Source organism: Acinetobacter puyangensis (assembly GCF_900096995.1).
GTDB classification, from domain to species: Bacteria; Pseudomonadota; Gammaproteobacteria; order Pseudomonadales; family Moraxellaceae; genus Acinetobacter; species Acinetobacter puyangensis.
In genome coordinates this window covers 574,356-591,580 of record NZ_OANT01000001.1, presented here as the reverse complement: position 1 = coordinate 591,580, position 17,225 = coordinate 574,356, and the positions used below count along the sequence as shown (strand labels likewise).

The 17,225-nt window shown below is 41.6% G+C and carries 18 protein-coding genes; 14 read left to right on the top strand and 4 right to left on the bottom strand.

What is annotated here, in order from left to right:
- The first annotated feature begins 5 nt into the window (after positions 1-5).
- From CRO21_RS02775 to ruvB, 3 genes are all read left to right on the top strand, one after another.
- Positions 6-587: a nucleotidyltransferase family protein gene (locus tag CRO21_RS02775; RefSeq protein ID WP_171293967.1), complete on the top strand. Its 582-nt coding sequence runs from the start codon at positions 6-8 to the stop codon at positions 585-587.
- Between the two features lie 78 nt (positions 588-665).
- On the top strand, positions 666-1,283 hold the full coding sequence (gene ruvA / locus CRO21_RS02770; RefSeq protein WP_097077799.1) for a Holliday junction branch migration protein RuvA: 618 nt from the start codon (positions 666-668) through the stop codon (positions 1,281-1,283).
- Between the two features lie 20 nt (positions 1,284-1,303).
- Positions 1,304-2,302 carry a Holliday junction branch migration DNA helicase RuvB gene (gene ruvB / locus CRO21_RS02765; protein WP_097077798.1) on the top strand — a complete coding sequence of 333 codons (999 nt, stop codon included), beginning with the start codon at positions 1,304-1,306 and terminating at the stop codon, positions 2,300-2,302.
- A 373-nt stretch (positions 2,303-2,675) separates the two neighbouring features.
- On the opposite strand, the gene CRO21_RS02760 is transcribed toward ruvB, so the two are convergent.
- The gene (locus tag CRO21_RS02760) at positions 2,676-3,569 is read right to left on the bottom strand and encodes a D-hexose-6-phosphate mutarotase (protein WP_097077797.1); all 894 of its coding nucleotides are present in this window, start codon (positions 3,567-3,569) and stop codon (positions 2,676-2,678) included.
- A 295-nt stretch (positions 3,570-3,864) separates the two neighbouring features.
- Between CRO21_RS02760 and ybgC the strand changes: the two genes are divergently transcribed.
- The 6 genes from ybgC to pal all read left to right on the top strand — a co-directional run bounded on the left by ybgC (position 3,865) and on the right by pal (position 9,081).
- Positions 3,865-4,272: a tol-pal system-associated acyl-CoA thioesterase gene (gene ybgC / locus CRO21_RS02755; RefSeq protein WP_087619865.1), complete on the top strand. Its 408-nt coding sequence runs from the start codon at positions 3,865-3,867 to the stop codon at positions 4,270-4,272.
- Positions 4,273-4,293: 21 nt separating this feature from the next.
- The gene (gene tolQ, locus CRO21_RS02750; protein ID WP_097077796.1) at positions 4,294-4,992 is read left to right on the top strand and encodes a protein TolQ; all 699 of its coding nucleotides are present in this window, start codon (positions 4,294-4,296) and stop codon (positions 4,990-4,992) included.
- 14 nt (positions 4,993-5,006) lie between these two features.
- Positions 5,007-5,447 carry a protein TolR gene (tolR, locus tag CRO21_RS02745; protein ID WP_378234909.1) on the top strand — a complete coding sequence of 147 codons (441 nt, stop codon included), beginning with the start codon at positions 5,007-5,009 and terminating at the stop codon, positions 5,445-5,447.
- 11 nt (positions 5,448-5,458) lie between these two features.
- Positions 5,459-6,853, top strand: a complete 1,395-nt coding sequence (tolA, locus tag CRO21_RS02740) for a cell envelope integrity protein TolA (RefSeq protein WP_097077794.1) — start codon at positions 5,459-5,461, stop codon at positions 6,851-6,853.
- A 245-nt stretch (positions 6,854-7,098) separates the two neighbouring features.
- A complete protein-coding gene (gene tolB / locus CRO21_RS02735) occupies positions 7,099-8,385 on the top strand; it encodes a Tol-Pal system beta propeller repeat protein TolB (RefSeq protein WP_097077793.1) in 1,287 nt (428 codons plus the stop codon).
- Positions 8,386-8,499: 114 nt separating this feature from the next.
- Positions 8,500-9,081, top strand: a complete 582-nt coding sequence (gene pal, locus CRO21_RS02730; RefSeq protein ID WP_097078117.1) for a peptidoglycan-associated lipoprotein Pal — start codon at positions 8,500-8,502, stop codon at positions 9,079-9,081.
- Between the two features lie 96 nt (positions 9,082-9,177).
- On the opposite strand, the gene CRO21_RS02725 is transcribed toward pal, so the two are convergent.
- Complete coding sequence (locus CRO21_RS02725) at positions 9,178-9,384, bottom strand: NF038105 family protein (protein ID WP_097078116.1); 207 nt, start codon at positions 9,382-9,384, stop codon at positions 9,178-9,180.
- A 192-nt stretch (positions 9,385-9,576) separates the two neighbouring features.
- On the opposite strand from CRO21_RS02725, the gene CRO21_RS02720 reads away from it, so the two are divergent.
- From CRO21_RS02720 to CRO21_RS02700, 5 genes are all read left to right on the top strand, one after another.
- Positions 9,577-10,554, top strand: a complete 978-nt coding sequence (locus tag CRO21_RS02720; RefSeq protein ID WP_097077792.1) for a class 1 fructose-bisphosphatase — start codon at positions 9,577-9,579, stop codon at positions 10,552-10,554.
- A 49-nt stretch (positions 10,555-10,603) separates the two neighbouring features.
- Positions 10,604-11,377, top strand: a complete 774-nt coding sequence (locus CRO21_RS02715) for a TrmH family RNA methyltransferase (RefSeq protein ID WP_097077791.1) — start codon at positions 10,604-10,606, stop codon at positions 11,375-11,377.
- 150 nt (positions 11,378-11,527) lie between these two features.
- A complete protein-coding gene (locus CRO21_RS02710; protein ID WP_097077790.1) occupies positions 11,528-12,145 on the top strand; it encodes an RNA polymerase sigma factor in 618 nt (205 codons plus the stop codon).
- A 10-nt stretch (positions 12,146-12,155) separates the two neighbouring features.
- On the top strand, positions 12,156-12,473 hold the full coding sequence (locus CRO21_RS02705; RefSeq protein ID WP_141398105.1) for a hypothetical protein: 318 nt from the start codon (positions 12,156-12,158) through the stop codon (positions 12,471-12,473).
- Entirely contained in the window at positions 12,463-12,858 is a 396-nt protein-coding gene (locus tag CRO21_RS02700) for a restriction endonuclease (RefSeq protein ID WP_097077788.1), read from the top strand. The genes CRO21_RS02705 and CRO21_RS02700 overlap by 11 nt, the downstream gene beginning before the upstream one ends.
- A 54-nt stretch (positions 12,859-12,912) precedes the next feature.
- Here the strand turns inward: CRO21_RS02700 and CRO21_RS02695 are convergent, their stop codons facing one another.
- Both CRO21_RS02695 and rbtA read right to left on the bottom strand, forming a co-directional pair.
- Positions 12,913-15,339 carry a CSLREA domain-containing protein gene (locus CRO21_RS02695; protein ID WP_097077787.1) on the bottom strand — a complete coding sequence of 809 codons (2,427 nt, stop codon included), beginning with the start codon at positions 15,337-15,339 and terminating at the stop codon, positions 12,913-12,915.
- Between the two features lie 14 nt (positions 15,340-15,353).
- The gene (rbtA, locus tag CRO21_RS02690; protein ID WP_097077786.1) at positions 15,354-17,207 is read right to left on the bottom strand and encodes a rhombotarget A; all 1,854 of its coding nucleotides are present in this window, start codon (positions 17,205-17,207) and stop codon (positions 15,354-15,356) included.
- Positions 17,208-17,225 lie beyond the last annotated feature (18 nt).

Here is a 17,225-nt window from a genome sequence, read left to right as displayed (position 1 = left end):
TCTATATGCCTCAAACCCATAAAACGCTTGAACAGCAATTAACCACGATCGTTCATCATTCTGGTTGGTTTATGCAAGCATTATCAGCTGCACAAGACATGAATTTTTCATCATGGTGTATTGGGGCAGGCGCAGTGCGTAATTTGGTCTGGGATCATTTGCATGGTTATTCACATACATCGTATTTACACGATATTGATTTGGCTTATTTCGATCCAGATGAAAATATTGGTATGGAAAATAAACATCAAACTATATTATCGCAAAAATCGCCGGATTTTCCTTGGGAAGTGACCAATCAAGCCTATGTCCATTGTTGGTATAAACAGTATTTTGGTTATACTGTACCTGCTTTGACCTCGCTAGAATCAGCAATTGCAACATGGCCAGAATATGCAACCTCGGTAGGTATTACATTGACGCCCAAAAAACACATTCAAATTATTGCACCTTATGGTCTCGATGATCTATTTGCAATGTATGTTCGACGAAATCCAAAACGTGTCGATATTGCCACTTATCGCCAACGAATTTTATCCAAACGTTATCAGGAACGCTGGCCTCAAGTGACAATATTCCCAGAATAATCTATATTTGCAAACCACAGCTCTACGCTCAATCCTATGAGAAATTGAAATCTCCATTCATCTTAAAGTAAAAATATTATGATCGGTTCACTGACAGGCGAAGTTATTTATTTAGAAGCCCCTACTGTAATTTTAAATGTAGGTGGGGTTGGCTATGAAGTGGATACGCCACTTTCAACCTTTTGCCAACTTAAAAAAGGCCAAAGTGCCACGTTATGGACGCATTTTGTGGTACGTGAAGATGCCCAGCAACTCTATGGTTTTTTAGAACCGCAGGATAAAATCATTTTCCGCACCCTGCTCAAAGTCAATGGTATTGGTGCCAGAATGGCCTTAGGTATTTTATCCAGTCTAAGTGTAGAAATGCTGATCCACACCATTGAACACGAGGATGTCAATACGCTGATCAAAGTTCCTGGAATTGGCAAGAAAACTGCCGAACGCTTGATCATCGAATTAAGAGATCGTTTTAAAGCACTGAGTAAAACGTCCAGCGCAACAACGTCACCTGATCTGGAGCGTTTACAGTTTTTACCCGACACTCCTGTGGCTGAGGCTGAAGCAGCATTGGTGTCTTTGGGCTATAAACCGATTGAAGCACAAAAAGCAGTGGCTGCTGTGAAAAATAGCGATCTTAAAAACAGTCAGGACAGTGCAGAATTAATTCGTGCTGCATTAAAATCGATGATGAAATAAACAGGATACGATAAATCACCATGCAAGATCGACTGATTAGTGGCACAGAAAAACCCGAAGACCAATTTGATCGTGCCATTCGCCCCACTTCACTTGCCGATTATGTTGGGCAACCTGTCGTGCGTGAACAAATGGAAATTTTTATTGGTGCAGCGCGTGGTCGTGGTGAAGCCCTAGATCATACCCTGATTTTTGGCCCACCGGGTTTGGGTAAAACCACACTTGCCAATATTATTGCTCGGGAAATGGGCAGTAACCTAAAATCAACCTCTGGTCCCGTACTGGAACGTGCTGGCGATCTGGCAGCCATGCTGACCAACCTTGAAGAAGGCGATGTGTTATTTATCGATGAAATTCATCGTCTTTCGCCAGTGATTGAAGAAATTCTCTATCCTGCGATGGAAGATTATCAACTGGATATCATGATCGGTGAAGGTCCGGCAGCCCGTTCCATCAAACTGGATTTACCACCGTTTACCTTGGTTGCAGCAACCACCCGTGCCGGCTTACTGACCTCACCTTTACGTGATCGTTTTGGTATTGTGCAACGGCTGGAATTTTATTCAGTTGAAGATTTAACCAGTATTGTTGGTCGTTCTGCCCGTCTCATGGATGTGCCAATTACCGAAAATGGTGCCATGGAAATTGCCCAACGTTCTCGTGGTACACCACGTATCACCAATCGCTTATTACGTCGGGTACGTGATTATGCACAGGTAAAAGGCACAGGTGAAGTGACACAGGATATGGCACAGCTCGCCTTAAACATGCTCAATGTCGATAAAGATGGTTTGGACACACTTGATCGTCGCTATTTATCCATGTTATTGGAACGCTTTGATGGGGGGCCAGCAGGCGTAGAATCTTTGGCAGCGGCTATGGCAGAAGACAGTGGAACGCTAGAAGATGTGATCGAACCTTACCTAATTCAGCAAGGATATGTGATGCGTACCGCGCGAGGGCGTATTGCTACTAATATGGCCTATCTGCAATTTGGTATGGAACCGCCTGAACGATAATTATCGCGCAAATATATTGTTTGCTTAACGTCAGTTAGGGATAAAAGTACTTGTTTTGTATAGATAAAATTAATTTCAATGAAAGAATTACGACGGAGTCTTACATTATAGGCTCATATATTTGGTTTAACCTTCGGTTCGACCTACTTTTCTTTCGGGAAAAGTAGGCAAAACCATTTGCCCGCTGCAAACTCGGTCAAATACCACTAAAAAACAAATTAATTGAAAAACATTATCTTACAGATAATTTGCTGACCTCGAACAAGCAGCGGACGCTGCTACAAAATCAATTTCTTCTACTCATCTTATCCCGAATTCACGTTTGCTAAAAAAACTCGGCGGCATATACATATACATCAATCAACTTATCTATCTATCGTTTAGATGTGGACAATATTTGCTGAAACTGAATCGTTTGCCCTACCGCAAGTTGAACGGTTTCACCAATCTGCCCACATTCCAGACACACAAATTTTTGCCAAGCGTCCTCGGCGACATCGCCTAGTCGTTGTGTTTTTTCAATCCATGGATTCCATAACACCACGCTTGGGCAACTTGGACTATCAATTGAAATCACCCTGTTCTGATCAGAAATCTGATAATGACCACCAGCTTTGGGATAAATACGATCGGTTTCCTGCTGAATAGTTGTACTTGCGTGTTCCTGTAACAATGCTGGATCATCACGCAACTGATCAATAAAAGGCGTCTGGCTTAAACCATCGATAACAATCGCATGAATATCTGCAATGGCAAAATAGCTATGCCATGCAAAATTAAACGAAAAAGCCTGCTGATCAAGATTACTTAGCTGCATAACTAAGGTCAATTCTTCTCCACAGGTTAAACACATCTGTAGCTGAAATGCATAATCCCAATATCGTCTGGTCTGTTCATTTGCCGTAAGTTCCAGAATAATCTGATGACCCAGTGCTTCATCAAAAGTCAGGGAAACCAGTTTCCAGTTCAGATTACGAGCGAATCCATGTGCTGGGTAATCTGCATATTCTGCATGCTGCCCAAACCAGGGGAAGCACAGCGGAATACCACCTCGAATCGCTTTACCGGGCACAAAACTATTTTGTTCAGATAGCCATAACAGTGCTGAATCCACATTTTTATGGGTCTTATACTGTAAAACTTGTCCACCTTGTAAACAAATCTGTGCATGACAAAATGCATTCTGAATTTCAATAATCTCCAGATCTGTTTCCTCCCCTTTTGCATTCAACAGTTTTTTAAATTGAACATTGGTATTGTGATTCATCATTTTATTCATCAAACCTGTATATAAAAATTTCTCTAAAATTACATCTATATATGTGACATTCTAAATTAAAAAAAGCAGATCTTCTTGGACTTGATACGCTATCTTCTTTGCTGACAACATACATCACGCTTTGAACACTTGTGCCATTTGAGACAGCATGCAATATGCTAAACTGCGATGTCATATATCTCCTGTTTTGAAGCATATATTTATGCTTTATTTCGTTGTGCTTATTTAGCGATCATCATCTTAAGACCTCATGGCTATAACTTGAGTAAGAATGGACAAAATCATGGCAAATCAATTTACATTCCCTATCCGTGTTTATATTGAAGATACCGATGCAGGGGGGATCGTCTATCATGCCAATCACATTAAATATATGGAACGCACCCGTACCGAATGGCTTCGGGCATCAGGCTTTGAACATTATTGGCATCAGACTGACTATAATTTTGTGGTACACGAAATTTCGGTAAAATACCATAGACCAATTTTAATGGATGATTTAGTTACTGTTACAGCGCGTGTAGTTTCTTGCAAATCTGCATCTTTTTCCTTGATACAGGAAATATATCGTGGTGAAATACTGCTGGCTTCTGGTGAAGTTACGATTGCATGCCTGTCCACCGATATGCGACCGAAAAAATTACCAGAAAAACTAAGAGCGATGATTCTTGAAGCCATCCAAGAAAACTAAAACAATGCGGTCAATTTCACTATGCCAACAGCAACAACCGAACAGTCTTTAAACGTCATTGATCTCATCTTACATGCTGGTGTCGTGGTACAGCTTGTGATGTTACTTTTACTATTAGCCTCCATCTTGAGCTGGTATTTAATTGCCAAGCTGAGTATTGGTTTTAAACAGGCCAGTAAAAAAGATCAGCAATTTGATAAAATTTTCTGGTCTGGCGCAGAGCTGCCTACATTATTTAAAAATGCGCAAACCAAACATAACCGTGACGGTCTGGAAAATATCTTCCATGACGGCTATAGTGAATTTGCAAAATTAAAAAAACGACATGCCAATCTGCAACAAAGTCTTGAAGGGACAGAGCGTATATTGCGTGTAAGCTTGTCCCGTGAACAGTCAGGTCTTGAAGCTGGACTAAGCACACTGGCAAGTATTGGTTCTGTTGCACCCTATGTCGGTTTATTCGGTACAGTCTGGGGCATCATGACGGCATTTATCGGTCTATCAACCGCCGAGCAAGTCACCCTTGCCACGGTTGCGCCCGGTATTGCCGAAGCATTGATTGCCACAGCCATTGGTTTATTTGCTGCGATTCCTGCGGTTCTTGCTTTCAATCATTTCACTGCAAAAAGTGAAACCTTGTATGAAGAACGTGCCCTGTTTGCCGAGGAAATGACCGCACGTCTGCAACGCCAAGCTTTAGCACCTGATCTTGAAGACTAACGGGAAGACTCATTATGGCACGTCGCAATAGCAGTTTTACCCGCATCAAGAAACCGCTGAAAAGTGATATGAATGTCGTTCCGTATATTGATGTCATGCTGGTATTGCTGGTGATTTTTATGGTTACTGCACCGATGATTACCAGTAGCGTCAATGTCGATTTACCCAAAGTCCACAGTCAGGATCAAGGCAGCGATGCCAGTGCTGCAATCTATGTGGTTTCGATTGACAAGGAAGGACAATTTTCCTTACAAGATCAAGAAAATACGGCCACCAACCTATCACTAGATGAAATTCAGGAAAAACTTGTGGACGCCTTTGCACAGAATCCTGAGATTAAAGTCATGATTCAAGGTGATCAAGCTATATCCTATGGTCAAGTTATGCAACTCATGTCAAACTTGCAACAAGCTGGCTTAAAACAAGTTGGCCTAGTGACACAACCTTTAAAATAAGTACATCATTTATGCGCCATCAACAACCGAAGTTCCAACAAAAACCGCTTGCGATTGCATTTACCCTTGGTATTCATGCAGTGGTACTGGTTGGTCTGGCTTTTTTTGCTGATGCGCCTTTACCTAAACCCGAACCCCTTAAAACTGTACTGATCACACCGGAACAACTTAAAGCCTTACAACAAAACACACCGCTTCAAGAGCAAACCGAGGCACCCACAGAAAAACAAAGTACTGTTACCGAAGCACCCGAAATTGCTCAAACACCAGATGAAATTAATCCTGTTGCAGAAAACACAGCACCTGTTCAGCCAGATGATCAAGCCATCAAACAACAAGCAGCTGCCCAAAAACTAGAGCAACAACGCTTGGCACAACAACAAGCAGATGCAAAAGCTGATGCCGCTGCAAAGGCTAAAGCTGATGCCGCTGCGAAAACTAAACAAGATACTGCCGCCAAAGCCAAACAAGACGCCGCTGCAAAGGCTAAAGCAGATGCCGCTGCCAAAGCTAAACAAGATGCTGCTGCCAAAGCTAAAGCAGATGCCGCCGCTAAAGCTAAAGCAGATGCCGCTGCCAAAGCCAAACAAGATGCTGCCACTAAAGCCAAACAAGACGCTGCTGCAAAAGCTAAAGCAGACGCTGCTGCAAAAGCTAAAGCAGATGCCGCTGCCAAAGCTAAACAAGACGCCTCAGCGAAAGCCAAAGCAGATGCTGCCGCCAAAGCCAAACAAGATGCTGCTGCAAAAGCTAAAGCAGATGCCGCCGCTAAAGCCAAACAAGAAGCGGATGCGAAGGCTAAAGCAGATGCTGCTGCAAAAGCTAAACAAGATGCCGCTGCAAAGGCTAAAGCAGACGCTGCTGCAAAAGCTAAACAAGATGCCGCTGCAAAGGCTAAAGCAGATGCTGCCGCCAAAGCCAAACAAGACGCTGCTGCAAAAGCCAAACAAGACTCCGCTGCAAAGGCTAAAGCAGATGCCGCTGCAAAAGCTAAAGCAGATGCTGCCGCCAAAACTAAAGCAGATGCCGCAGCTAAAGCCAAACAAGAAGCGGATGCGAAGGCTAAAGCAGATGCCGCTGCGAAAGCTGAACGTGAAGCCAAAGAAGCTGCGGCCAATAAAAGTGCCGAAGCGAAAAAAATTGCATCAAGTGCGAAAAAAGATTTTGAAAATAAAATTTATCGTGCTTGGGATGTGCCTGCGGGTACAACAGGAACCAAAGCAACTGCCAGAGTCACTTTGACAGAGAATGGTTCTGTTGCCTCTGTTATCGTCACCTCCAGTGATGCAAATGTCAAAGCTTCAGTTGAAGCAGCCATTCGCTCCGCAGCACCCTATCCACTGCCTCAAGAGGCCGAAGCACGACGTCAAGCGCGCACATTTACCTCAACATTTACTGCAAAATAAACTGGTCTATTGAATGGCTTAGACCACTATGCAACGTATTTATCAGCCATCAATTGTCTCTAAATACATACAGACTATATTTTTATTAAATTTCAGTATTGTTTTAAATTTGATTTCTGCCATGATAACAAAGCGTGTACTCAGATTTAGATGTAATAAAGTTTTTACATAGTTGACATAGAATTTATGCAAAAGCTTTGTTAAAACACATGGATATTTCTTAAACTATTTTTAGAATCGCCAAAATGACTGCTTTAAAATTGAAACATTTAGGTTTAGCTGTCCTTATCGCATGTAGCCCTGTCTGCATAAACAGCAGCTTTGCGCAACTTCATCTGGAAATTGCCAAAGCACCTGACCAAGCACCTCAAATTGCCGTTGTCCCCTTTGCCAACGATCAAACCATTTTTCCAATTGTATCGAGTGATTTAAACCGTTCAGGACGTTTTACCAGTACCTCAAATAATTTACCTGATCAGCCGACTGCACCAAATCAAATGAATGTTGGCATCTGGAAAAATGCCGGCATTCCCTATGTGGTGATGGGTCAGGTCAAGCAACTTGATGCCACCACCTATCAGGTTCAATATCAGCTTTTTGATACCGACAAACAGCAATGGTTGTTGAACGAAATGCTGACTGTACCGAGTGGTCGCTTGCGTCAGGCCGCACATTTGATCAGTGACACCATTTATCAAGCCTTAACCGGTATTCCCGGCGACTTTAGTGGTCGTATCGCATATGTACTGCGTAATCCTGCCACACCAGATCAGCGTTATACCTTACAGATTGCCGATACCGATGGCGAACAACCACGTAGCATTTTGTCCTCACCCGATCCGATCCTGTCACCGACATGGACACCAGATGGTAAAAAAATCGCTTATGTTTCTTTTGAAACCAAGCGTCCTGCAATTTATTTACAGGATTTATCCACCGGACAACGACAACTTCTCACCAGTTTTAAAGGTTTAAATGGGGCACCAAGTTTTTCTCCGGATGGACAAAACATGTTGTTTACTGCCTCTATGGATGGCAACCCGGAAATCTACCAAATGAATCTGGTTAGCAAACAAGTTTCACGTTTGACCCGAGATTCTGCAATCGACACCGAAGCCCGTTATGCACCGGATGGTAAATCATTTATTTTTACCTCTGACCGTGGCGGTTCGGCACAAATTTATCGCTATACCTTTACTGATGGTTCGGTCAAACGCGTCACCTTTAAAGGCGGTTTTAACGCACGGGGAACCATTAGTGCAAATGGCAGTAAAATTGCATTAGTTCATCGTCCAAGCGGTAGCAATTATAAAATTGCCTTAATGGATCTTAATTCAGGGGTATTTAATATATTGACACCGACTTCACTGGATGAATCACCAAGTTTTTCACCCAATGGACAAATGGTGGTCTATGCAACACGTGAAGGTAATCGCGGTTTATTATCGATTATGTCCACCGATGGTCGTTTCCGTATGAATCTACCAAGTGAACAAGGCGAAGTTCGTGAACCGTCTTGGGCACCTAAATAGGGTCTACTGACACTTCGTTTATGTTTGCGACATAAGAGAGATATCTCGTAAGGTTTTCAAACGATACAAGGCATGAATAAATTAACCCACATCCGCAAGGAGAAAGCTATGCAAATGAATTATAAATTATTACTTTTACCTTTCATCGTTGGTAGTCTGGCAATGACAGGTTGTGCAAACCGTAAACCCGCGACGACAGATACCACAAGTACTGTTCCAACTGGAACCACCAGTGGCACAGGGGTAACCACCTCTACACTTGATCCTTATGCAAATATTGATCAACGTGGTGGCTCCTCTCTTGGGGTGACTGATGCCAATCGTCCATTTTTGGCAAAACGAGTGGTTCATTTTGATTATGACAGTAGCGACCTTTCACAAAATGACTATCAAACACTACAAGCACATGCACAATATCTGAATGCAAATGCCAACTCTAAAGTTGCCCTGATTGGTCATACGGATGAGCGTGGTACACGTGAATACAATATGGCACTTGGCGAACGCCGTGCAAAATCTGTTGCAGCATTTCTGGTATCAAATGGTGTCCGCGACACGCAACTTGAAACGGTAAGTTATGGTAAGGAACAACCCGTCAATGATGGTCATGATGAAGCAGCTTGGCGTGAAAACCGTCGTGTTGTGATCAACTATGAAGCTGTTCCACCCCTACTTTCTGTACCTAACAATCGCTAATCTGTAAAAGTGTGCTTGTTTAACATTCAATCGTACAGAATGCTTTACAAACCTTTACCAACATAAAACACAGATTGAAAAAGTAGCTGAATACAGCTACTTTTCATTTTGGACCACAAGATTTTCGTCTTGATCAGAGGCATGGGGTAACATCGATTCGATCATATCGTGTTTATTAAACTTCTTATACTCAGGTTTTGACTCATAGCCTTGCCATGCCTGCTTCACCGAGTCCTGTTGAATATCCGTTACTGTGGTGCTTTCGGCATCAGTGGGAACTTGATCAAATTTTACGGTCGTCATAGCATTCTCCCTGAATTTATCACGTATCTTCAAATTAACATGTTTAGACAAAAGTGCAAACGATTCATACATATTTCATCATTTAAATTGTGTCGAAAAGTTGTCAATAAATGCGACAAATATGCTGTGCTGTATTAGGTTTCTAGCCACTTTGTGCAATACTATACCCTTTAGAATTTTCGGAGTTTTTTAATGTCAAATGTTTCCCTTTCACAATTCCTCGAACAACAATCCACACATTTGACCGAAAACCTACCCCAAGTCATAACAACCATTGCTGCTACCTGTCAGGCAATTGATGCAGCCCTACAAAAAGGTGAGCTTGCCGGTATTCTGGGCAGTGCAGAACATGAAAATGTACAAGGTGAAACACAAAAAAAATTGGATGTTATTTCTAATGATATGTTGGTAAACGCTCTGCAAAAAGATCCTGCGGTAGCAGCCTTGGCTTCAGAGGAACTGGATGACTTAACACCCGCAAATGCTTCGGGCCAATATTTAGTCTTGTTTGATCCATTAGATGGCTCAAGTAATATCGACATCAATATGTGTGTCGGCACCATTTTCTCCATTTTGACAACAGATGCCAATCCCGTTAGCACCGAAGATTTTTTCCAAAATGGCCGCAAACAAGTGGCTGCGGGATATGTGCTGTATGGCCCATCTACCATGTTGGTCCTCACAACAGGCCAGGGGGTTAACATGTTTACCTTTGATCCTGATCGTAAAGAATTTGTATTGACCAAAGAAAATGTTCAAATTCCACAACAAACTCAGGAGTTTGCCATTAACGCTTCGAATCAGCGTCACTGGGAACAACCTGTACAGCAATATATCTCGGAATTACAAGCCGGAAAAACTGGTGTGCGTGGCAAGGATTTCAATATGCGCTGGGTGGCCTGTATGGTCGGTGATGTGCATCGTATCCTGACTCGCGGCGGCGTTTTCCTTTACCCTTATGATTTAAAAGAGCCTAAAAAAGCCGGACGTTTACGTTTGATGTACGAGGCCAATCCAATGAGTTTTCTGGTCGAACAGGCAGGCGGTAAATCTTCAACCGGTCGTCAGGACATCATGGATGTACAGCCAAATAATTTACATCAACGTATTCCTGTTATTTTAGGTTCCAAAGAAGAAGTTGAACGTGTTGTAAGTTATCATCAAATTTAATTTTTATTGATTCGGGCTAAATTTAGCCCGACATTACTTGAGCCAATATATGCCACAATTTATCCAATCGAAAGACAATCCAAAACTGAAACACTTACGTGGATTAATTGAACAAGCCAGCTTGCGTAAAAAACAGCAGCAAACTGTACTGGAAGGCTCTCATATCCTTGAAAGCTATCTTCATACAGGCCAACAACCAGGTTGTATGTTCACCACAGAACAAGGTTTTGAACATCCGGACAATCAGGATGCACTGGCACTCTCTACCTGCCCTGTGTTTATCATTACCGAACAATTATACAAAAGTGTTAGTCCTCTGGTTCAGACCACACCACTGCTGGCAATTATTGATTTGCCACAGATTGAACAACGTTGGTTCGGCACACAGGACACATTGATTTTGGACAAGATTCAGGATCCCGGTAATGTTGGCACCTTACTTCGCTCTGCGGCAGCGTCTGGAGTAAAACAGGTCTTAACCATAGCAGGAACCGCAAGTTTGTGGTCGCCCCGAGTATTACGTGCTGCAATGGGAGCACACTTCTCCTTGGCCTTGTTCGAATCAATTGAATATGAACATATTCTTACTGAGTTTAAAATCCCCATTTATGCCACCAGTTCACATCGCCCGGTAAGTATCTATAATCTCGATTTGACATCACCCTGTGTCTGGATTCTGGGCAATGAAGGTCAAGGCGTTGAAGAAACTTTATTACAACAGGCAACTGCTGTTACCATTCCGCAACCAGGCGGACAAGAATCGTTAAATGTCGCAGTTGCTGGATCAATTTGCCTGTTTGAAATGACCAGACAACGCTTATAAGTAGTGCAACGTAACATTAAGATGGGTTTATGTTGGAAATAAACAATTTCGGTTAAAATAACATTAAACTACATAAATTATTCATTTTATTGTCAACCAATTTTTCCTTCAGAACGTTATATAGCGTGTAGAGGAAAAATGGGTTGTCATATGACAGGACTTTCCATTTCAATGGATTTAATGCCCAAGACCAAAAATACTGCACAACATACCGATGTGCCAATGAGTCTTGAAAAACGCTTACAACTCTTTATGCAAGAGGTAAGTGGTCGTGCGCTAGTGATGATGGAAAACTCATGTCAGGGTCAGCAAGATATTGCAATGGATCTGGTTCAGGAAGCGTTTATTGCTTTACATGAAAACTATCCAGAAAAACCCATGGATGAGTGGTATCCCCTATTTTATACGATTTTAAACAACAAGTTACTGGACTGGCGTAGAAAAGAAGCACGTCGTTCACAACGATTTGGATGGTTGCGTCTAAATCCTTTATCTGATGAAGATGAAGAAATAGACATACCTGATCACAATCAGGTAGAACCAAGTGATTTGATTGATCAGGAGCTAACAACTGATGAAATTCTGAATGCAGTACAGGCTTTACCTGTGCGCCAGCAACAGGCATTCATGTTAAGAGCATGGGAAGGATTCGACACAGCGACAACAGCAAAAATCATGGATTGTAGTGAAGGAAGTGTAAAAACCCATTATCACCGAGCCATACAAAGTTTAAAAATGACATTAGCACATTTGAATTCAAATGATTGAGGGTCATCCGATGAGAAAAGATGATTTAAACGATAAAATTATAGATGCTTTGAATCAAAAAGCAGATAATTTCCCCAAACGGCATGCTGTTATCAGTGGTGTGTTTGCGCGTATTGAAGAAAAACGCCACCAAAAATATAATCGTTGGGGCGTCGGTCTGGCTTTTGCTGCGGCAATTACCGGCCTATCCATCGTACCGAGTACATTAATGCCCAATTATGATGATCAGCCAAAAATGGTGGTTAATACACCAAAACTTACCCCACAACTTGCCGATGACTTGGAAATGCTACTGGTTTTAGGTGAGGATATCCCTCATGGCAGTTAAGCTTCACCGGACTGTTTTAATTATGTCTTTACTTAGTTTTACTGCGATTAGTTATGCAGGATTAGATCGCTTCTGGAAAGCGTCTAAGGAAGATGATATCGAACAACAGTTTAATGAGTGTGATCATCTAACCAAAGAACAGCAGCAACAACTCATTAGCACTTATCAATCTATTCGTGAGGAAGAGCAGCAGTTAAACTTAAAACAACGCATGGATTGGTTCTGCCAACTTAGTAATGATGAGCAACAGCGTATGCGTATTGCATGGCAAAATATGAGTACACAGGAACGCAATGCGCTTAAGAAAAAATTACAAACCACAACGGATTTAGAAAAACGCGCGCAAATTCGGCGTGATATTCTATCCAAATATACAATCAATTAATTTTTGATATCAACAGCAGAGAAGGCTAAATTTAGCCTTTTCTGCCATAAGCAATTATTTCTTTCTGTAGTTTCGTACTGCCGCCATACCCATTAAAGCCAACACACTCAACCAACCCAAACTACCACCGCCACTGTTATTACTTTTGCCACTTTCTGTACTTATTAATTTTACCGTTGCAGTATTTGATAATTTTGCATCCGCATCAAAAAACTCGTAAGTAATCGAATAGTTAAACACATTAAAGCTGCTTTTCGGTTTAATGGAAATTTTACCACCATAACACAGAGCTCCCGACTCATCAGGACAAGCTCTCGTATGCTCGGCAACAATGGTTAAGTTATTATCAATACTCCCGAATTTTATTGGCGCACTCACCCCATCCGGATAAACATAAAATGCCTTCTTCCCGGCTGGATAATTGATCTGATCAGATGACCCGTCGCCATTATCATGGTCATTGGCTAAGACATCAAGATCGACCTGCTGATTCGTTCCATATTGCATGGTATATGCATCATTGATGGCAATTGGTGCAATATTAACAAAAGAAGCCTGAGCCAAACCAACAGATTGAATTGATGTATCAGACTTTAGCTGAATGGTATATTTACAATAACTATAGTCACCTGCGGCTGATTGCTTATCATCAGTCCGATACATCACTAATTGCTGAAGTGTACTGTCCCACTCACATCTAAGCTCAGGATCATTCTCACTCGGCAGATTATTCACATTTCCGGATAAAAATACATCCTGCCCTGTCCCTAATGCTTCAGTTTTCACCATATAAAGGTCTGCACTAAATTGCTGAATCACCCGAGAACCATCATTATTCTGAATTTCCTGCGGTACACTATTGGCAAATACATCAAAATAAACCTGACGATATTTTTGCGCTGCTTTGTAATCTATAATCTTTTGAGCATATAGATCTCGCTGAATCTTATAAAATGTTAGGAATTCTACGGGAGTATTTGAATTATCAATTAACGCTTGATAATCATCTCTCTGTTTAGCCAATGTTGTGATCAAACCGACTTGAGATGAATTAGTATTAGAGAGATCGGACGCAGAAAGCCGGACTAATTCCGTCGCGCCAATATCACAGGAATTATTATTCGTTTCCAATAATTGCAGACTATCTACCAATCGTGTAACACCACGCTGATCGACACTGGTACATTCTGCATTACTACCACTTACATTGATCAATGGATTGGTAGCATACCCCTGTAAAAAATACATCGGCATAAATGCAGTCACATCGGTTGCTGCCTGTAATCCCGTCATCACAGATGCTTGAGCAACACCACTTAAATCAATGGTCTTTGTATTCTCATCTTTCAAGGTATCATGCGGCATATCGCAATAACCAGCACTATTTGATGATTTCACTAAAGCATTATACGACAAGCGCAAATTGGCAGTCGCTGTCTCTGCCAGTTCACCGAGTAAATAGCGACAGGAATAGCCTTGATTATAGGCAAGCAAATTATATTTAAGTGTCTTTGCAGCAATACTGTCATAGAGAAAGGTACTATAGGCAGTATTATTCACAATGGTATTGCTAATTAAACTCAAACTACTGCTATTACTTAAAATTGAACTGGAATTGTTATTGGGCAGACTATCGCCAGTAAATTTAATAATACTACCACCAGCATCTGCATTACTCGATGCTGTATTTTCAGCAATGGTATTGGCATTTAATGCAAGCTTAGGTTCACCACAAAACTCAAGAATACTTTTACTGCTTGTATCGCCATTTTTAATCACAGAAGAATTGGTCAACGTAATTGTACGCTCTGTAAAAACCAGATTATCAAGACAGCTCATGCCCAGCACTGCACCCGTAGGTGCCTGATTATCGGAAAATGTACTATCGGTAATGCCTACTGCACTATTTATTCCAGACAGATAAATCGCACCGCCATTTTCAGTTGCCGAAGAATTGTCGATCACCACCCGATTTAAATACAATGCGCCGCCAGTTTGGATTGCCCCTCCCCGATTAGACTTACCCTTTGTCAAACGTAGTCTATTTAAAGTTAAAGTTGCTTTTCCAGCAGTGGTATCAATTAAACCAAAACTTCCATTACCCTGTATCGTGGTTTGCAAAGCTGTACGTCTAGGGTAATCACCTGTAATTACATCTTTTTCCTCAGCAATTGAGTCCAGTGCACCGTATATACTGACCAGAGAACGTGGGGTCAAAGGCTTGCTAATTTGATATATACCCGCCTTTAATTGAATAATATCTGTGACACTTGCAGTAGTTTTCCCCGCACTACACCCCCCATAGGCTTTATTCTGATAAGCAGCAGTCAAGGCTTCGCGCAATGAACAGGCATTGGCATTCTCTCCATCTTCATCATCAAAAGTCGTCACATAAATTACAGTATCGTCTGAGGTTGCCGCCAGCAATGGGAAGGTCGCAAGCACAGAGATCGCAAACAAAGCTTTTTTATAGTTTTTCATCTTAACGCTCCGTGTTAAGCTTTTGTGCGTCGGCGTAATGCCAACAGCACTAATCCTAAAATACTCAATCCACCGAATGCACCACCTGAAACTTTAATTTTCTCACTTTTAAAATCATCTGGCGGATTCTGTAAAATTCTGGCCGGAATCACAATATCCCGATCCGTTTCCGATTCTGAAAAACGTGAGGCAGTGGTCACTATTCTTAAATTAAACTCATCCAGACCATGCCAATTAGAATTAGGGCGATAAACCAGCTTGCCATTTTCATCCAGTGTAAGCGTACCTTTGGATTGGGGTGTTGCTGTACTTTGTTCAATACGCAAGCAACCAATGGTCCATGGATTACCATTTGGATCTATATCTCTACCAAATACATTTTTGCATTCTTCTGCTGGCAACAACTCACCATCAGCCAGATTATCAGCAATGCTCATTTCGGCAATTTCGCCATAAAAAATGCTTTGACCAACACGGGAAATATTATCACTACTAACCACAAGCTCTATTGCGCCGAGATCACAATGCACTGCATTGGCACGTGTTAGGCCACGCTGATCGGTACTTTGACAGGTAAATTGCCCTTGACCTGTGCCATCACTATACAAACGACCACGGTTAACGATAGGTGAATCAAGGATTGTTTGATAAGTCGATAATAATCTTGGTTTAAAAAAACCTAGAAAAGCATTGTCAGGGGTTCTAAAAGGACATAATAATCCTTTGGCCGGAGGAAGATTACAATTGCCTTCGCTACTTGAACCTGCAAATAATTGATTATTGGATTGTGTCGATAAATCAATATTTTCATTGCCGGCTTCGCCTGTTCCACACAATGCACGACTCGCTACCAAATTGTTATAAAATAAGGATTTGTCACCTGATGCAAAGGTGCAATCCACATTATTATTCCCTGCCAGAATGCTATTGGAAAGATGGGCTTTGCCTTTTGGCGCATCAAAATACAAGCCTTTGCTATTATCCACTATGGTGACATTATTGGCGTAAACACCATCACGTAAGTTCACTAGATAGCCTGTATTTTTAAACAGTGTGCTATTTAAAATATAAGCAGCCCGAATAAAACTATCGGTACCCGTTGTTTCATCATCAAATGCATTGGCCGAATAAATAATACTGCCGTTACTGTCGGTTGCCGTATTGTTACGAATGACACTATTACTTATTCTAAATAATGGCTGACCTAAATAAAGTGCTGCTCCATTTTTTGCTTTATTCTCGGTAAAAATAGAATAACTAATGGTGACAGCGCCAGCAGAATAAGTATTATTACCTACAATCAAACCATCACTATAAATTGCCCCACCCTGATTGGCATAACCCTGAGAAATTTTTGAATAGGCAATTACCAAAGCTTCGCGGTTATAAATAATGCCACCTGAGTCTGCGCAGATACTCGTGCTACCACAGCCCTGTAAATTGACTTGGGTTAAATTGACCGTCAGTTGACTAATATCGGACTTACCATCATTAATATTAAACAAACGGTGATTACCGGAGGCTTTAATTGTGGCATTGTGCAAACCAATACCAACTGTATCAGATGACAGATCATTATTTTGAGTTTGTATGCTCAGTGCTGCCTTAATGTCTATGGCTTGATCCAGCGTATAAACCTGATCAGATTCAAGCAAAATCGTTGCAGTCGCATCTTCACCACCACAACCGTTATAACCTGCCTTCTTCTTATCTTCGTCACTTAAATACTCATTGACATAAGTAATCGCTTCACGCAAGGAACAAATATCATCGTCTTTGACCAGATCTTCTGTTGTGGTGACCTGTATTGTGGCATAGGAATGCCCAGCTAGAAATAACAGTCCAACACCAATGCCCTTTTTAAGCATTTACCTACTCCTTAAGAA